General features: G+C 41.4%; 18 protein-coding genes. 13 read left to right on the forward strand and 5 right to left on the reverse strand.

The window, feature by feature from the left end; all coding sequences use genetic code 11:
• The first annotated feature begins 78 nt into the window (after window positions 1–78).
• Complete coding sequence (lepA, locus tag AC4CS8_RS04325; RefSeq protein ID WP_493893711.1) at window positions 79–1,911, forward strand: translation elongation factor 4; 1,833 nt, start codon at window positions 79–81, stop codon at window positions 1,909–1,911.
• A gap of 40 nt (window positions 1,912–1,951) precedes the next feature.
• Here the strand turns inward: lepA and AC4CS8_RS04330 are convergent, their stop codons facing one another.
• From AC4CS8_RS04330 to AC4CS8_RS04340, 3 genes are read right to left on the reverse strand one after another with little or no spacing between them, the layout of a single operon-like run.
• Window positions 1,952–3,145 carry a cation diffusion facilitator family transporter gene (locus AC4CS8_RS04330; RefSeq protein ID WP_493893712.1) on the reverse strand — a complete coding sequence of 398 codons (1,194 nt, stop codon included), beginning with the start codon at window positions 3,143–3,145 and terminating at the stop codon, window positions 1,952–1,954.
• Between the two features lie 55 nt (window positions 3,146–3,200).
• Window positions 3,201–3,656: a threonine/serine exporter family protein gene (locus AC4CS8_RS04335; RefSeq protein ID WP_493893713.1), complete on the reverse strand. Its 456-nt coding sequence runs from the start codon at window positions 3,654–3,656 to the stop codon at window positions 3,201–3,203.
• A gap of 3 nt (window positions 3,657–3,659) precedes the next feature.
• Complete coding sequence (locus tag AC4CS8_RS04340) at window positions 3,660–4,418, reverse strand: threonine/serine exporter family protein (protein WP_493893714.1); 759 nt, start codon at window positions 4,416–4,418, stop codon at window positions 3,660–3,662.
• 154 nt (window positions 4,419–4,572) lie between these two features.
• Here AC4CS8_RS04340 and AC4CS8_RS04345 point away from each other — a divergent pair, with 154 nt between their 5' ends.
• Together AC4CS8_RS04345 and AC4CS8_RS04350 are read left to right on the forward strand one after the other, a co-directional pair.
• Window positions 4,573–5,010, forward strand: coding sequence for a MarR family winged helix-turn-helix transcriptional regulator (locus AC4CS8_RS04345; RefSeq protein ID WP_493893715.1), 438 nt, complete (start codon window positions 4,573–4,575; stop codon window positions 5,008–5,010).
• A gap of 14 nt (window positions 5,011–5,024) precedes the next feature.
• On the forward strand, window positions 5,025–5,384 hold the full coding sequence (locus AC4CS8_RS04350) for a DUF1304 domain-containing protein (protein WP_493893716.1): 360 nt from the start codon (window positions 5,025–5,027) through the stop codon (window positions 5,382–5,384).
• Window positions 5,385–5,421: 37 nt separating this feature from the next.
• On the opposite strand, the gene pepT is transcribed toward AC4CS8_RS04350, so the two are convergent.
• Both pepT and AC4CS8_RS04360 read right to left on the reverse strand, forming a co-directional pair.
• Window positions 5,422–6,642 (reverse strand): peptidase T, encoded by a 1,221-nt coding sequence (gene pepT, locus AC4CS8_RS04355; protein WP_493893717.1) that lies wholly within the window; start codon window positions 6,640–6,642, stop codon window positions 5,422–5,424.
• Between the two features lie 26 nt (window positions 6,643–6,668).
• Window positions 6,669–7,481, reverse strand: a complete 813-nt coding sequence (locus AC4CS8_RS04360; RefSeq protein ID WP_493893718.1) for a Cof-type HAD-IIB family hydrolase — start codon at window positions 7,479–7,481, stop codon at window positions 6,669–6,671.
• A 98-nt stretch (window positions 7,482–7,579) separates the two neighbouring features.
• On the opposite strand from AC4CS8_RS04360, the gene AC4CS8_RS04365 reads away from it, so the two are divergent.
• From AC4CS8_RS04365 to AC4CS8_RS04410, 10 genes are all read left to right on the forward strand, one after another.
• Window positions 7,580–8,362: a class I SAM-dependent methyltransferase gene (locus AC4CS8_RS04365; RefSeq protein WP_493893719.1), complete on the forward strand. Its 783-nt coding sequence runs from the start codon at window positions 7,580–7,582 to the stop codon at window positions 8,360–8,362.
• The gene (gene pcp, locus AC4CS8_RS04370; RefSeq protein ID WP_493893720.1) at window positions 8,337–8,984 is read left to right on the forward strand and encodes a pyroglutamyl-peptidase I; all 648 of its coding nucleotides are present in this window, start codon (window positions 8,337–8,339) and stop codon (window positions 8,982–8,984) included. Before AC4CS8_RS04365 ends, pcp begins: the two co-directional genes overlap by 26 nt.
• Window positions 8,985–9,012: 28 nt before the next feature.
• Window positions 9,013–9,279 (forward strand): hypothetical protein, encoded by a 267-nt coding sequence (locus AC4CS8_RS04375; RefSeq protein ID WP_493893721.1) that lies wholly within the window; start codon window positions 9,013–9,015, stop codon window positions 9,277–9,279.
• Between the two features lie 120 nt (window positions 9,280–9,399).
• A complete protein-coding gene (gene rpsP / locus AC4CS8_RS04380; RefSeq protein ID WP_493893722.1) occupies window positions 9,400–9,672 on the forward strand; it encodes a 30S ribosomal protein S16 in 273 nt (90 codons plus the stop codon).
• A gap of 21 nt (window positions 9,673–9,693) precedes the next feature.
• Window positions 9,694–9,936, forward strand: a complete 243-nt coding sequence (locus tag AC4CS8_RS04385) for a KH domain-containing protein (protein WP_222289627.1) — start codon at window positions 9,694–9,696, stop codon at window positions 9,934–9,936.
• A 153-nt stretch (window positions 9,937–10,089) separates the two neighbouring features.
• The gene (locus AC4CS8_RS04390; protein WP_493893723.1) at window positions 10,090–11,832 is read left to right on the forward strand and encodes an ABC transporter ATP-binding protein; all 1,743 of its coding nucleotides are present in this window, start codon (window positions 10,090–10,092) and stop codon (window positions 11,830–11,832) included.
• Between the two features lie 9 nt (window positions 11,833–11,841).
• Window positions 11,842–13,611 (forward strand): ABC transporter ATP-binding protein, encoded by a 1,770-nt coding sequence (locus AC4CS8_RS04395; protein ID WP_493893724.1) that lies wholly within the window; start codon window positions 11,842–11,844, stop codon window positions 13,609–13,611.
• A gap of 91 nt (window positions 13,612–13,702) precedes the next feature.
• A complete protein-coding gene (gene rimM / locus AC4CS8_RS04400) occupies window positions 13,703–14,221 on the forward strand; it encodes a ribosome maturation factor RimM (protein ID WP_493893725.1) in 519 nt (172 codons plus the stop codon).
• Window positions 14,211–14,936 carry a tRNA (guanosine(37)-N1)-methyltransferase TrmD gene (gene trmD / locus AC4CS8_RS04405; RefSeq protein WP_493893869.1) on the forward strand — a complete coding sequence of 242 codons (726 nt, stop codon included), beginning with the start codon at window positions 14,211–14,213 and terminating at the stop codon, window positions 14,934–14,936. Before rimM ends, trmD begins: the two co-directional genes overlap by 11 nt.
• A 29-nt stretch (window positions 14,937–14,965) precedes the next feature.
• Window positions 14,966–16,027: a pyridoxal phosphate-dependent aminotransferase gene (locus AC4CS8_RS04410; protein WP_493893726.1), complete on the forward strand. Its 1,062-nt coding sequence runs from the start codon at window positions 14,966–14,968 to the stop codon at window positions 16,025–16,027.
• Window positions 16,028–16,098: the final 71 nt, after the last annotated feature.

The following is a 16,098-nucleotide window of genomic DNA, read 5'->3' on the forward strand; positions in this document are numbered from 1 at the left end:
AGTTTTCTAGGTGTTTTTGCTGTGGCAAAATTCCTCTTCATCTGATATAATAAAGAGAATACCCTAAAAGGAAGAATCATGAATTTAGAAGAATTGAAACAACGTCAGGAGAAGATTCGGAATTTCTCCATTATTGCCCATATTGACCATGGAAAGTCAACTCTGGCTGACCGTATTCTTGAAAAAACAGAAACAGTTTCCAGTCGGGAGATGCAGGCTCAGTTGCTGGATAGCATGGACTTGGAGCGTGAGCGTGGGATTACCATTAAGCTGAATGCGATTGAGCTCAACTACACTGCTAAGGATGGCGAGACTTATATTTTCCATTTGATTGACACACCGGGACACGTTGACTTCACCTATGAAGTTTCGCGTTCACTAGCTGCCTGTGAGGGAGCGATTCTGGTAGTCGATGCTGCACAAGGTATTGAAGCCCAGACCTTAGCAAATGTTTATCTGGCCTTGGATAATGATTTGGAAATCTTACCAATCATTAACAAGATTGACTTACCGGCAGCTGATCCAGAACGAGTTCGTCAGGAAATCGAAGATGTGATTGGATTGGACGCATCAGAAGCTGTACCGACCTCTGCCAAAGCTGGTATCGGTATTGAAGAAATCTTGGAGCAGATTGTAGAGAAGGTTCCAGCACCAACAGGTGATGTGGAAGCTCCATTGCAAGCCTTGATTTTCGACTCTGTTTACGATCCTTATCGTGGGGTTATCCTTCAGGTTCGTATTGTCAATGGTGTGGTCAAACCTGGTGACACTATCCAGATGATGAGCAATGGTAAGACATTTGATGTCACAGAAGTCGGGATTTTCACTCCAAAAGCAGTCGGTCGTGATTTCCTAGCAGTCGGAGATGTTGGCTATATCGCAGCCTCTATCAAGACAGTTGCCGATACCCGTGTCGGTGATACGGTAACCTTGGCGGAAAATCCTGCCAGCGAGCCTTTGGCTGGATACAAACAAATGAACCCAATGGTCTTTGCGGGTATCTATCCAATTGATTCCAACAAGTACAATGACCTTCGTGAAGCTTTGGAGAAACTTCAACTAAACGACGCCAGCTTGCAGTTTGAGCCAGAAACGTCGCAGGCACTCGGTTTCGGTTTCCGTTGTGGTTTCTTGGGACTCTTGCACATGGATGTTATCCAAGAACGGATTGAGCGTGAGTTCAACATTGACCTCATTATGACAGCACCGTCGGTGGTTTACCATGTCAACATGACGGACGGGGAAATGATTGATGTAGCCAACCCGTCTGAGTTTCCAGATCCAACCAAGATTGCGACCATTGAGGAGCCATACGTTAAAGCACAAATCATGGTACCGCAGGAATACGTTGGTGCAGTCATGGAATTGGCCCAACGCAAGCGTGGTGATTTCGTGACCATGGATTATATCGATGATAATCGTGTCAATGTTATTTACCAAATTCCTCTGGCAGAGATTGTCTTTGATTTCTTCGATAAACTCAAGTCCTCTACTCGCGGTTACGCTAGCTTTGACTATGAGATTTCCGAATATCGTTCATCTAAATTGGTGAAAATGGATATTCTATTGAATGGTGACAAGGTCGACGCCCTTAGCTTTATTGTCCATAAAGAATTTGCCTACGAACGTGGGAAAATCATCGTGGACAAGCTCAAGAAAATCATCCCTCGTCAACAGTTTGAAGTGCCTATCCAAGCAGCAATCGGTCAAAAAATCGTTGCTCGTAGCGACATCAAAGCCCTTCGTAAAAACGTTTTGGCCAAGTGTTATGGTGGTGACGTTTCCCGTAAACGTAAACTCCTTGAAAAACAAAAAGCTGGTAAGAAACGAATGAAGGCTATCGGATCCGTAGAAGTTCCACAAGAAGCTTTCCTCAGTGTCCTCAGTATGGATGAAGATGAGAAAAAATAAACAAAAAGCTAATCAACCAATAAATAGGCTGGTTAGCTTTTTAGTTCTGTTTCTTAGAAATCTGATGAAAGACAACAGTCCACTCTTCATGTCTACGCCAAAGAGAAGTGTGAACATAGTCACCTATTTCAAAGGTAACCAATTTAGACTTTTGGCTGACTGAGGTCATTTGATAGTTGGAGAGGTAGTTTGATTGTACAGAGTGTGCTAGGAGCATTTGTTCTTTGTTGTGATAACGCCCCTTAGCATCAATCAGGAGATAGTCTTCATCAATTAAGTCCTCGTAGCCCTTCTCATGGGCTTGAATTTCTGATTCAAAACGATAAAGTTTATCAAAAACATGCTCGTAGATTTCATCGTGAGGGATTTCAGATGGTTCGACATGAATGTCTACATCAAATACTCCGTACTTGAGGGTTAGCAACTGTTCAACTTGTTCTGTAATCTCATGGCTTTCATAGACGGATAGATCAGGATTCATTTCTAGTACAATATCCAAATAGATATTGGCACCGTAAGTCCGACCACGTTGAGATTTGACTGCAACTACTTTAGGTAGTTTGAGAATATCCTCCACGTACTTGTGGAGGAGTTCCTCGTCAAATCCATCTGACAGGGTGAAGAAACTTTCCATAAAAATTTCATAAGCGGTTTTTAAAATGAAAAAGGTAATCACTATAGCTGCAATCTTATCAACGATTGGAAAGTTAAGAGCTGCGGCAAAGACTGCAATAGAAGTACCGATGGAGGTTACGGCATCAGATAGATTATCTTTAGCGGCTGCTTCTAGGCCTTTAGAATTAACTTTTTTTGAAAGTTGACGATTATAAGCATATACTCCGAGCATGATAGCTGCTGAGATTATTCCTACCCAAGCTCCCATGATATCAATATCTACAACCTCATCGCTCAATAATTTGAGTATGGTAGAATGGAGAACCTGAAAACCAACGACAAACATGATAAAAGAAGTGATAAGGCTGGCCAGATCCTCCATTTTCCAATGTCCAAATTTATGGTCGGTATCTGCAGGTTTTTGGGCCATTCGCAGACCGATAAGGACAGCGACATTTCCTACAATATCTGAAAGATTGTTGAAGGCATCAGCTGTCAGAGCATCAGAGTGGAATAGTTGACCAGCAGCTAGTTTAGCACCTGCTAGAATGATATATGCAAAAATTGAGATAAGTGCTCCACGTTCTGCCAGTTTGAGATTTTGAACTTGTTGCTTCATAAAGTCTCCTTTAAAATTTGATTATCATATAAAAAACCTCTATTTTTCAAGGAGGTTAGATTCTAGTTTTATGACGGATTTTTATGTAATTATACAGTCTAAGAAGGATAGTACCACTAGCCATGCCGATTGGAATGACCAAAGCTAAGGTGATGACGGTTGTCACGTTGACCAAGGCAGTAGCGTGTTCACCAGATACAAAGTAAGTAGTCGTCATGTAAGCTCGATATCCTGGCACAAGTGGCGCTAAGATAGCTAAAGAGAAAATAACAGACGGTGTTTTGAGAACAATACTCATAATCTGACTGATACAGGAACCTATAATAGCAGCAATAAAGGTTGCAATGATTGTATTGGTTGGCTCAAGAAGGAGCAGATAAAGTAACCAGACCACCATACCTAGCAATCCAGCTGGAAGCAGTAATTGTTTCTGGACATTTAATACGATTAAGAAAGCAATAATAGCGATAAAACTAGCTAGCGATTGTAATAAAAATAGTTGTAAATCCATAGATTACCCCACAATAAGCAGTGCGACTGCTGTTCCAGCTCCTAGTGATAAAATACTTAGTAAGGTCTGGAAAATTTTAGTCATACCTGTATTGATGTGATTTGTCATTAAATCACGGACGGCATTGGTAAAGGCAATTCCGGGTACAAAGGGCATGACAGCTCCTGCATTAACCATATTAGGATTGATTTGAGATGGAAAGTACTTATTTACTGTATAGGAGATGAGTGAAAAAACCAGAGCTCCAGCAAATGCAGAGACAAGCTCTATTCCAATTAACTTTTCTATCCAAAGCGAGAAAGGAAAAGCAAAAATGGTTGCTAGTGCGGTTACCAAAGCATCAGCAGCGCTGCCTCCAAACATTATGGTAAAGAATGGAGCCGCCACTACAGCTGCAGCTATTACTTGGTATTTAGTGTAGGGGAGAGGTTGTTTTCGAATATATTTTAGTTCATCTAGCGCTTGCTCTAATTCAATTTGGCCGACAACTAGAGAGCGTGATATTTGGTTAACCTGACAAACTTTTTGCATATCATGGTTTGGACTTACGATACGTTTCATTCGAGAGATGTTTGTATGGTCAATCGAAAAGAAGACAGCTGCTGGAATGGCCAAAACATTTGCATTTTCAATCCCCTGTGAATGAGCAATACGAATCATGGTATCTTCAACTCGATGAATTTCAGCTCCGCTTTGTAATAAAATGGCTCCGGCTAACATTAACACATCAATTGCTAAGTTTAGTTCTTTTGACTCTTCCATGACTGCCTCCTTTACACAATGTAGTCATATTATACCAAAAAGTTTTTATGTTCTAAACTATTCTCTGAAAACCAAATAAAATTCTTGACAATCATTCGTTTTTTAGTATAATTGACTAGTCAACAATTGATTAATCAACAGATTAGAGGAAAGTATGGAAAATATAACTCAGTTACTTTATCAGATAAAGCTGGCTGATGAAACGATTACTAGTTTGTTCGAAAAGCAACTGGGAATCAGTCTCACTCGCTATCAGCTCTTACAGTTTTTACTAGAAGATTATCCCTGTTCTCAACAGGTTTTACAGGAGAAACTTAAGATTGATCGTGCAGCCATTACCCGACATTTAAAAATTTTAGAAGGCAATGGCTACATTAGCAGAGAAAGAAATCCTGTGAATCAAAGAGAAATGCTAGTGGAACCTACTCAGCGGGCCTTGAATGATTTACAACTGAGTCCGCCAGCTCATCATCAGATGATAAAGTCGGAGATGGAAAATATCCTGTCTAACCATGAAGAAGAAGACTTGACGAACCTTTTGATGAAACTGGTATCAGGACTTCAAAACTTATCTGTTGAAACATTTTTTTAAAAAAGGAGCATAATATGTCAATTTTTACAACTATTTTAGCCAGTCTTGTTGCCCTTGAGCATCTTTATATCATGTATCTTGAAACCTTTGCGACACATTCAGATTCGACAAGTCGTGTTTTCAATATGACAAAAGATGAGTTACAAAGAAAGTCTGTCACTACCCTTTTCAAAAACCAAGGGATTTACAATGGCTTGTTGGCCATCTTCCTCTTGTATGGAATTTTCACTGGTAGCCTAGAAATCACAACTATTTTTGTTTTATTTGTTATTGGTGCAGCTTCTTATGGTGCAGCAACATCAAGTCCCAAAATTATCTTGACCCAAGGAGGTCCAGCGATTTTGGCGTTGATTTCTATTTTGTTATTCAAATAAGTAAAAAAAGCCTTCCGTCAAGGAGGGCTTTTAACAATTACTGATAAGAAACAATTCCAAGAATGACATCAACGGCTTTTTCCATGGTTTGTAGGCTGACAAACTCGAAGCGGCCGTGCATATTTTCACCACCAGCGAAGATGTTTGGTGTTGGAATACCCATGAAGGAAATCTTGGAGCCGTCTGTTCCTCCGCGAACAGGCTCAATAAGAGGCTTGATACCTAGATTTTCCATGACATCTTTAGCAATGTTGATAGGTGTCATATCTTTTTCGATGATTTTCTTCATGTTGTAGTATTGATCGTGCAGGTTGACGATAACTCGTGGTGTATCAAAGTTTGCGTTCATCTTTTCTGCAATGTCCAACATGAGCTGTTTGCGGGCTTGGAAATCCTCTTCTTCAAAATCACGGATGATGTAGGTGGTGGAAGCAGTATCTACGCTTCCTTCCATATTCATCAAGTGGAAGAAACCTTCATAACCTTCTGTTTTTTCAGGGCGGTCTGCTTCAGGAAGTGCATTGTGGAAGTCGATAGCCAGTTGGAAGGCATTGATCATCTGGTCTTTAGCAGAGCCTGGGTGAACATTGCGTCCAAGAAAGTCAATCTTAGCCCCTGCTGCAGAGAATGTTTCGTATTGGAGTTCACCAAGCGGTCCACCATCCATGGTATAGGCAAAATCGACATCAAAATCTTCCACGTCAAACTTGTCAGCCCCCACACCGATTTCTTCATCTGGACCAAATCCGACACGGATTTCGCAGTGTTTGATATCTGGGTTTTGTACCAAATACTCAATAGCGGTCATGATTTCCGCAATTCCGGACTTGTCATCAGAGCCTAGCAGAGTTGTGCCATCTGTGGTAATCAAGGTTTGTCCATGGTAGTTGGCAAGTTGAGGGAAATCTTTTGGATGCAATTCATAGCCAGAAGTTCCCAAGGCAATGGGATTACCGTCATAGTTTTCAATGAGTTGTGGATTGACCCCTTCAGCATTGAAGTCAGCCGTATCCATATGAGCGATGAAGCCAATCTTGCGTGTCAAGCTTGGGTCGTTGGCAGGGAGTGTTCCAACCGCAAAACCATTTGGCAAGTAGTGAACATCCTGCAAGCCAATGCGTTTCATCTCTGGCAAGAGGATGTTCTGAGCAAATTCAACTTGGTTCTGAGTAGAAGGAGTAGTCGTTGACTTCTCGTCTGAGCGGGTATTTTCTTTGACATAAACTAAAAAGCGGTCTAAAAGTGTAGGGTATTTCATAGGTTTCCTTTCTTGAGTTGGAGCTGTTATTTTAAAATATATTTTGCGATTGCCTTGGCAACACCGTTATTTTCATTGGTATCCGTGATGTCTTGAGCAATAGCTTTGACCTGCTCGTTGGCGTTGCCCATGGCAATCCCAAGTCCAGCAAATTCCAGCATTTCGAGGTCGTTGTTAGCATCACCGATAGCCATAATTTCCTCAGGGAGAATACCGAGGCGGTCTGCTAGTTGTTTCAAACCGGATGCTTTACTTGCACCGTTAGGTAAAATTTCCAGCAAATAGGGAAGAGAGCGAACAGTAGAATAGCTTTCCTCTAAATGAGCTCGGTGTGTCTGCTCAAAACGTTCTACCACCTCTGGTTTGCCCACAAACATGGCTTCAAAGAAGCGGTGCTGACCGGATACTGCTTCTGTTAAACTGATAGGCTGTGGTATCATACCAACTAGACTTGCATCTAGGGTGACTTGTTCGTTAGCCTTCTCTGCCAGAACGAAGTAATCTTCCACATCAAAGAGTGAAATCTGTAATTCCTTTCCGTCAGCCAATTGGTTCAGATGTGTAATGTCGCTCGGAGCCAACTCTGCCCAGTCAATCAGGCTCCAATCTTTTGTCGAGTGGGTCGAGCAACCATTATTGACAATGACGAATTCTTCTTCAGCATCAAACCCGAGTTGTTTTATGAAAGATTTGACACCCGCCAAAGGACGGCCAGTGCAAAGAACAATTTTGACACCAGCTTCAACAGCCTGATGAATAGCATCAATCTGTGGTTTCATTAGTTCTTTACGATTATTTAGTAGAGTACCATCCATATCGAGAGCGAGTAATTTTATCATAGATTCCTCCTTTCGCTTGTCAAATCTAGTATAGCACAAAATAGTTATTAGTTGGTGAATACAAGGACGCAGTAAAGAAATTATGCTATAATCTAGCTATGAAATTAGTTGTAACGACAAGTTTAGGAATGAATGAAGCTCTAGTAGCACGGGCGAGGGAAATCGCAGAGCAGTTGCAGATAGAGTATCAAGAACGTAAGAAACGGTCTGTCCAGTTGATTTTAACAAAGGCTGACGCGGTATTGATTGTCTATCAAGACCAGCTCATTTTGGAACAACAAAATGGAAAAAGTCTTTTTTTCCACCCTGATACCGCTATGCTCCGTATCAAATCTGGTCGGGATCCGCTTTTGGAATTGGTCGGTTCAACTCCGAAAACAATTTTAGACTGCACTATGGGACTGGCATCAGATAGTTTGGTCTTAGCGAGTGGAGGACATAGGGTCACCGCCTTAGAGTCATCATTCTGGACACACTTTATCGTCAGTCAAGGTCTGCAAACTACAGATACAGGAAATATGAGATTAAACCAAGCCATGCGGTCCATACAGACGGTTTGTGTTGATAGTTTATCCTATCTGCGGGCTCAGCCCAGTAAGTCAGTTGATGTCATCTACTTTGACCCTATGTTTTCAGAAGATATTAAGGAGTCGAAAAATTTAGCAGGACTAGAGGACTTAGCTAATCTAGAACAAGTGACGAAAGAGCTAGTGATAGAAGCCAAGCGAGTAGCTAGGGAGAAGATTCTTCTCAAGGCTCATTTTCGTGATAGAGTATTTGAAGAGTTGGGATTTGTTCGGCATACTAGACCTAATCAAAAATTTCATTATGGCGAGATTATTATGGAGGGAAACAATGAAGATAGTAGTAACAGGGTTTGATCCATTTGATAAAGAGGTTATCAATCCTGCTTTGGAAGTTGTCAAGCAACTGCCAGATAGGATTGCAGGAGCAGAGATTATCAAGCTGCAAGTACCGACTGTTTTTCATAAGTCGGCAGCAGTCTTGGAAGATAAAATGCGGGAGTGTCAGCCAGATATGGTGCTCTGCATTGGTCAAGCAGGGGGAAGAGCAGAGCTAACTCCTGAGCGCGTAGCTATTAACCAAGATGATGCACGAATTGCGGATAACGAAGGACAACAGCCGATCGATGTCCCTATTCGTGAAGATGGGAAAACTGCTTACTTCTCTACTTTACCGATTAAAGCTATGGTGGAGGCTATCAGACAAGTAGGTTTGCCGGCCTCTGTATCCAATACGGCAGGTACCTTTGTCTGCAACCATTTGATGTACCAAGCTCTCTACTTGGCTGAGAAAGAATTTCCAAGAACCAAAGCAGGCTTTCTGCACATTCCTTTCCTACCGGAGCAGGTAGTCAATAAGTCGGGAGTTGCATCCATGTCCCTAGCGGATATGGTGAAAGGAGTAACAGTAGCGATTGCTGCTATTGTAGAATATGCGGACAAGGAAGATGTCAAGACTGTCGGAGGGGCAACGCACTGACAGTTCTAGCAGTCGGAGGAGGACAAGGATGAAAAAGTATTTTTTAGCGATTAAAACTGACTACCTAGAAACTAGAAGTCATCCCAGCGAAGATTTTATAGAATGGCTGATTAAAAGAAAAATGACTTGGGAAATGCGGTGGTGTCTGGTGCTGGTATTGATGTTTGTCGCACAGCCACTTACCTTTCACCCGCTGTTTCTTCTTTACTGTTTTTATCTTGGGCTCTTTCTTCTAATCTTTTATCTTGTAGGGAAATTGTTTTTAGTATTGAGGAAACTTTGCAGAAAAGGATAATTTTTCTTCTGTCAAGTTTTTTTCTTGACAGGGGGAAATAGTGTGGTATAATGAATACTGTGCTAAATAGCTCTGCTATTTCACCAAAATGAAAAAACATAAAGAAAAGAGAAATTAAAAATGGCAGTAAAAATCCGTTTGACTCGTATGGGTTCTAAGAAAAAACCTTTCTACCGTATTAACGTAGCTGATTCACGTGCACCACGTGATGGTCGTTTCATCGAAACAGTTGGTACTTACAACCCACTTGTAACTGAAAACCAAGTAACTCTTAAAGAAGAGCGCGTACTTGACTGGTTGGAAAAAGGTGCACAACCTTCTGATACAGTTCGTAGCCTTCTTTCAAAAGCTGGCGTGATGAAGAAATTCCACGAATCAAAATTCTCTAAATAAGACAGTTAAGCGAGAACACTTATGGACATGATTGAAAATCTGATTATTGCGATTGTGAAACCCTTGATTTCACAGCCTGATAGCTTGACGATAAAAATCGTTGACACACCTGAATTTTTGGAATATCATTTGGACTTGGATCAGTCTGATATTGGCCGTGTGATTGGTAAGAAAGGTCGCACAATTTCGGCAATCAGAACAATCGTATATTCTGTTCCAACAAGTGATAAAAAAGTCCGTCTTGTGATAGATGAGAAAGAATGATAAGTCACCACTCTGGTGGCTTTTTATCGTCATTCAGTTTATCTTTTATTACTGCGTTAACTCGCTTTGCCGTACTCCAGTACTGCCTGCAGCTCGTTGCCTAGTATTAAAAGCAAACTGAAAGACTATTACAGAACATGAAAGGGGAGAGGTATGAAATTAATTTGGTCTTATTTGAAGAAGTATCCTAGGTGGTTGTTTTTGGATATGTTAGGAGCCTTTTTATTTGTCATTGTCAATTTGGGCTTGCCAACCTTTTTGGCGCGAATGATTGACCAAGGAATTACAAAACAAGATCAAGGACAACTCTATTTTTGGGCTTTAATGATGCTCTTGATTGTAGTCTTGGGAATTTTTGGTCGGATTGTGTTGGCCTATGCGGCAGGACAACTGACGACTAACATTGTAAAAGACATTCGTAATGACCTATACGAGAAGATACAAGATTATTCGCACCATGAATATGAACAAATCGGGGTCTCGTCCTTGGTGACACGCATGACCAACGATGCTTTTGTTCTCATGCAGTTCTCAGAACAGGTCTTGAAGTTAGGGATTATTACTCCCTTGATGATGATTGCTTCTGTTGTGATGACCTTGTTGACTAGTCCAGGTCTTGCTTGGACGGTAGCAGTAGCCATGCCTTTCTTGATTTGGGTCATCGTCTATGTGGCTGTAAAGACTCGTCCTTTGTCTGAACAGCAGCAAAAGCGGTTGGATACCATTAACCAGTATGTGCGTGAAAATCTCATGGGCTTGCGGGTCATTCGTGCCTTTGCTCGCGAGGATTTTCAGGAGGAGCGGTTTGAGGAGGTCAATCAGGATTATACTCAGACGTCTAAGCGCTTGTTTAACCTGACGGGTCTGACAGAGCCGCTTTTCGTACAGATTATCATTGCCATGATTGTGGCGATTGTATGGTTTGCCCTTCCACCTTTGGCAAATGGAAGTTTGCAGATTGGGGACTTGGTTGCTTTTATTGAGTATAGTTTCCATGCTCTATTTTCGTTCTTGCTATTTGCTAATCTCTTTACCATGTATCCGCGTATGGCAGTTTCGAGTCAGCGGATTCAGGAAGTTTTGGATATGCCCATTTCTATTTCAAAAAATGAGGATGGGATTACCGAAACAGAAACGCGTGGTTACTTGGAGTTTGACAATGTGACCTTTGCCTACCCTGGTGAAACCGAGTCACCTGTTCTGCACAACATTTCTTTTAAGGCAAAACCGGGAGAGACGATTGCCTTTATCGGTTCAACAGGCTCTGGTAAGTCATCCTTGGTCAACTTGATTCCACGATTTTATGATGTGACCTTGGGACGTATCTTGGTGGATGGTGTAGATGTCAGACGCTACAATCTCAAGGCTCTTCGTAGTAAGATAGGCTTTATACCGCAGAAAGCTCTGCTATTTACCGGAACAATCGCTGAAAACCTTAAGTACGGAAAGATAGATGCGAGTTTGGTAGAATTGCATGAGGCGGCGGATGTGGCGCAGGCTAAAGACTTTATCGAGAGTAAGGAAGAGCAGTTTGAGACCCACTTGGCAGAGGGAGGAAGCAATCTATCTGGTGGACAAAAACAACGTTTATCTATTGCACGCGCTATCGTTAAGCAACCAGATATTTATATTTTTGATGATTCTTTCTCAGCTTTAGACTATAAAACGGATGCGATTTTGCGTAGCCGTTTGAAAGAAGTGACGGAGAATGCGACTGTGTTGATTGTGGCACAGCGTGTCGGGACCATTATGGATGCGGACCAGATCATTGTTCTCAATGAGGGAGAGATTGTTGGTCGTGGTACTCATAATGAGCTCATGGAAAGCAATGACATCTATCGTGAGATTGCCAATTCGCAACTCAATCGCCAGTCACTAACAGGAACAGAAGAATAGGAGGAAATCATGAAAGAACAGAATGTATTTGGCCGTATTTGGCTCTATTTAAAAAACTATCAGGTTTCCATTTATTTAGCTGTTTTGATGAAGGTTGTGAGTGCCGTGATGAATGCCCTAGAACCTTTTATCTTAGGACTAATTATCACGGAGTTGACTGCTAACCTATTGGATATGGCTAAAGGAGTAGAAGGTGCAGCAATCAACATCAACTACATTGCAACTATGTTAGCTGTTTATGCTCTCCGCGCCTTATTTTATGAACTTGGTGCTTATTTCTCCAATTATTTCATGACTAAGGGTGTTCAATCGGCTATTCAGCAACTTCGTAATGATCTATCTGAAAAGATCAATCGAATTCCCGTTGCTTATTTTGATAAGCATCAATATGGTGATTTGTTGGGTAGATTTACCAGCGATGTGGAGACGGTTTCCAATGCTTTGCAACAGAGTTTTTTACAGATTGTTAATGCTGCATTGACATTAAGCTTAGCCTTAGCGATGGTTTTCTATCTCAATGCTTCCCTTGCAGTAGTGGTCTTGCTTTTAGTACCCGTGACTTATTTTTCATCCAAATTCATCATCGGTAAGTCTCAGCCTTACTTTAAGCAACAGGCAGATGCACTTGGTCGCCTCAACGGTTTTGTGCAGGAAAACTTGACAGGGTTTAATGTTTTAAAACTTTATGGGCGTGAGGAACAATCCACACAGGAATTTCGCCAGATAACAGCAGACTTACAAAAAGTAGGATTTAAAGCAAGTTTTGTATCTGGTTTGCTTATGCCAGTTGTACAAGGATTTTCTAACTTGACATATGTAGTTGTTGCCCTTCTATCGGGTCTCAAGGTTTTATCAGGACAACTCACCATTGGTAATATGCAGGCATTTGTTCAATACGTCTGGCAGATTACCCAACCAGTCCAAACATTAACCCAGCTTGCTCCCCAGTTGCAGTCTGCCAAATCCTCCTTGGAACGCATCTTCTCTGTCTTAGATGAATTAGATGAATCTACCGGTAATATGCAAGAATTAGAACAATCGTTGACTGGACAAGTTAGCTTTGAAAATGTAGAGTTTGGCTACTCACCTGACAAACCCCTCATCCGCAACTTCAATCTAGAAGTCAAACCAGGTGAAATGGTAGCAATTGTTGGACCAACAGGTGCTGGTAAGACGACCCTGATTAACCTCCTCATGCGCTTTTACGATGTAAATGCAGGTTCTATTAAAGTGGATGGTAAGGATATTCGGGACTTGTCTCGTCAGTCCTACCGTCGCCAGTTTGGTATGGTCTTGCAGGATGCTTGGCTCTACGAAGGAACGATTAAGGAAAACCTGCGATTTGGTCGTCTGGATGCGACAGATGAAGAGATTGTCGAAGCAGCAAAAGCAGCCAACGTTGACCACTTTATCCGTACTCTTCCAGGTGGCTACAATATGGAGATGAACCAGGAATCTAGCAACATCTCCCAAGGTCAGAAGCAGCTTTTGACCATTGCCCGTGCGCTTTTAGCAGATCCAGCTATCTTGATTCTAGATGAGGCGACCTCTTCAGTTGATACCCGTTTGGAACTCTTGATTCAAAAGGCTATGAAGCGTCTTATGCAAGGTCGCACCAGCTTTGTCATTGCCCACCGCTTATCGACCATTCAAGAAGCCGATAAGATTTTGGTCTTGAAAGATGGTCAGATTATTGAACAAGGCAATCACGAAAGCCTTCTGGCTGATAAAGGATTCTATTATAACCTCTACCAAAGCCAGTTTAGTGGGAGTAAATAAATGAAAAGTCATCTGTGGATGGCTTTTTTCAACTTGAGAAATAGCCTTTATCGTGGTAGAATGATAAGATAGAAATTCAAAGGAAGATAGTATGGATTATTTTAACGTAGGAAAGATTGTCAATACCCAAGGGCTACAAGGAGAAATGCGTGTTTTGTCTGTGACGGATTTTACAGAAGAACGCTTCAAAAAAGGAGCAAAGCTGGCTCTTTTTGATGATAAAGACCAGTTTGTCATGGAAGTTGAAATTGCTAATCACCGCAAGGCCAAGAACTTTGATATTATCAAGTTCAAGGGAATGTACCATATCAATGACATTGAAAAGTACAAGGGTTTTAGTTTGAAAATCGCAGAAGAAAACCTATCTGACTTGGATGAGGGTGAGTTTTATTACCATGAGATTATCGGGCTAGATGTTTATGAGAATGATAGCTTGATTGGGCAGGTTAAGGAAATCTTGCAACCTGGTGCTAACGATGTCTGGGTTGTGAAGCGCAAAGGGAAGAAAGACTTACTTTTACCGTATATTCCACCTGTTGTTCTCAATGTTGATATTGAAAACAATCGGGTAGATGTTGAGTTGCTAGAGGGACTGGATGATGAAGATTGATATTTTAACCTTGTTCCCAGAAATGTTTGCTCCATTAGAACATTCGATTGTTGGTAAGGCACGAGAAAAAGGGCTTTTGGAAGTCAACTACCATAACTTCCGCGAACAAGCTGAAAAAGCTCGTCATGTTGATGATGAGCCTTACGGTGGTGGTCAAGGGATGTTGTTACGAGCTCAACCGATTTTTGATACAATGGACCAGATTGAGCAGACCAATCCTCGTGTGATTTTGCTCGATCCTGCTGGACGGACGTTTAACCAAGCTTACGCTGAAGAATTGGCTAAAGAAGAACAGCTAATTTTTATCTGTGGTCATTATGAAGGTTATGATGAGCGGATTAAGACCCTGGTAACAGATGAAATCTCTCTCGGAGATTATGTTTTGACAGGTGGAGAGCTAGCAGCCATGACCATGATTGATGCCACCGTCCGCTTGATTCCAGAGGTTATTGGTAAGGAAGCAAGCCATACAGATGATAGTTTTTCATCTGGTTTGTTAGAGTATCCTCAATATACTCGGCCTTATGAGTATCGTGGCATGGTGGTTCCAGATGTTCTCATGAGTGGACACCATGAAAATATCCGAAAGTGGCGATTAGAACAGAGTTTACGCAAGACACTTGAGCGTCGACCAGATTTGTTAGAGCGTTATGAATTTACGGCAGAAGAAGCCACTTTATTTGAGAAAATAAAAGCAGAAAAGGCAGCAGAATAACTGTCTTTTCTTGATAGGAGGAGTTACATATGGTAGAGTTTAGAAAAGACTTTGAAACAGCAGAACCCTATAAAGTCGCAGGGAGAACAACCTATAATTTAGGTGACAATGAAAATCGTCTAATTGATTGGTCTTTCTTGGCAGCGGAAACCTTGCAGAATTTGGAAACCAAAGAATTGACCTTCTATGGTGATAATCGCTATGCAGACTTATTGGAAGCTTATGCAGCTTATGTACATGTTAGACCGGAGCAGCTAACTGTTGGTGTGGGTTCGGACTTTCTCATTCACATGATTATTACAGCCTTTCTAACGAATGAAGATATCTTTTTGACTGTCAACCCAGATTTTTTCATGTATCAGGTTTATAACACCATGCACGGTAGTCAGTTTGAAAGTGTAGACTTGGATTGGGTAAATGGTAGTCTCAGCTTGTCTGCTGATAAAGTTCTAGCACATGCTCAAGCAGTTGGAGCCAAAGTTATCATGTTATCCAACCCTAATAATCCATCGTCTATTGCTCATGACCCACAAGAATTGGAAAAAATTATAGCAAACTTTTCGGGTTTGGTCGTGATAGATGAAGCTTATATCGAATTTGCAGATTGTCCAAGTTTTGTAGAAAAAATTAATGATTACGATAACTTAATCGTGCTACGCACCTTGTCCAAGGCCTTCGGTTTGGCCGGTGTCCGCTTGGGATTTGCGGTTGCCAATGAACGATTGGTATATGAAATCAACAAAGTCATTCCTCCCTACAGCCTGTCTAACCTAGCCTCTCGAATGGGCACAGTTGCTCTTGGACATACAGGTCAAGTCCTAGATTGTATTGAAGATATCAAAGGACTGCGACAAGACTTCTTGGCCTTTTTGAACAATTTACCAGGCGTTCAAGTTTTGCCAAGTCAAGCGAGTTTTGTAGCCTTTACAGCACCTTGGGCGGCACAACTGCATCAAGAAGCAACTAGCAAGGGCTGGAATTTCAAATACTATCCTCAAGGTCGTTTGACTAACTATATTCGGATGTCCATCGGTCGTCCTGAAGAAGTGAAATTGATGAAAGAAATGATTGAAAAACTAGTGGAAGCGTAAATTTCACTAGTTTTTTATTATTTTTGAAAGTTTTTGATAGAAAATGATTGACGATGATTGAAAAACGTGTA

The organism is Streptococcus sp. NSSLK0004 (assembly GCF_059039125.1).

What these genes read in the sequence shown, in the direction of transcription:
- AC4CS8_RS04360 (WP_493893718.1), bottom strand. Translation starts at nt 7,481, where the DNA reads ATGATAAAATTACTCGCTCTCGATATGGATGGTACTCTACTAAATAAT.
- lepA (WP_493893711.1), top strand. Translation starts at nt 79, where the DNA reads ATGAATTTAGAAGAATTGAAACAACGTCAGGAGAAGATTCGGAATTTC.
- AC4CS8_RS04395 (WP_493893724.1), top strand. Translation starts at nt 11,842, where the DNA reads ATGAAAGAACAGAATGTATTTGGCCGTATTTGGCTCTATTTAAAAAAC.
- AC4CS8_RS04345 (WP_493893715.1), top strand. Translation starts at nt 4,573, where the DNA reads ATGGAAAATATAACTCAGTTACTTTATCAGATAAAGCTGGCTGATGAA.
- AC4CS8_RS04375 (WP_493893721.1), top strand. Translation starts at nt 9,013, where the DNA reads ATGAAAAAGTATTTTTTAGCGATTAAAACTGACTACCTAGAAACTAGA.
- rpsP (WP_493893722.1), top strand. Translation starts at nt 9,400, where the DNA reads ATGGCAGTAAAAATCCGTTTGACTCGTATGGGTTCTAAGAAAAAACCT.
- AC4CS8_RS04385 (WP_222289627.1), top strand. Translation starts at nt 9,694, where the DNA reads ATGGACATGATTGAAAATCTGATTATTGCGATTGTGAAACCCTTGATT.
- pepT (WP_493893717.1), bottom strand. Translation starts at nt 6,642, where the DNA reads ATGAAATACCCTACACTTTTAGACCGCTTTTTAGTTTATGTCAAAGAA.
- AC4CS8_RS04350 (WP_493893716.1), top strand. Translation starts at nt 5,025, where the DNA reads ATGTCAATTTTTACAACTATTTTAGCCAGTCTTGTTGCCCTTGAGCAT.
- AC4CS8_RS04410 (WP_493893726.1), top strand. Translation starts at nt 14,966, where the DNA reads ATGGTAGAGTTTAGAAAAGACTTTGAAACAGCAGAACCCTATAAAGTC.
- rimM (WP_493893725.1), top strand. Translation starts at nt 13,703, where the DNA reads ATGGATTATTTTAACGTAGGAAAGATTGTCAATACCCAAGGGCTACAA.
- pcp (WP_493893720.1), top strand. Translation starts at nt 8,337, where the DNA reads ATGAAGATAGTAGTAACAGGGTTTGATCCATTTGATAAAGAGGTTATC.
- AC4CS8_RS04340 (WP_493893714.1), bottom strand. Translation starts at nt 4,418, where the DNA reads ATGGAAGAGTCAAAAGAACTAAACTTAGCAATTGATGTGTTAATGTTA.
- AC4CS8_RS04330 (WP_493893712.1), bottom strand. Translation starts at nt 3,145, where the DNA reads ATGAAGCAACAAGTTCAAAATCTCAAACTGGCAGAACGTGGAGCACTT.
- trmD (WP_493893869.1), top strand. Translation starts at nt 14,211, where the DNA reads ATGAAGATTGATATTTTAACCTTGTTCCCAGAAATGTTTGCTCCATTA.
- AC4CS8_RS04365 (WP_493893719.1), top strand. Translation starts at nt 7,580, where the DNA reads ATGAAATTAGTTGTAACGACAAGTTTAGGAATGAATGAAGCTCTAGTA.
- AC4CS8_RS04390 (WP_493893723.1), top strand. Translation starts at nt 10,090, where the DNA reads ATGAAATTAATTTGGTCTTATTTGAAGAAGTATCCTAGGTGGTTGTTT.
- AC4CS8_RS04335 (WP_493893713.1), bottom strand. Translation starts at nt 3,656, where the DNA reads ATGGATTTACAACTATTTTTATTACAATCGCTAGCTAGTTTTATCGCT.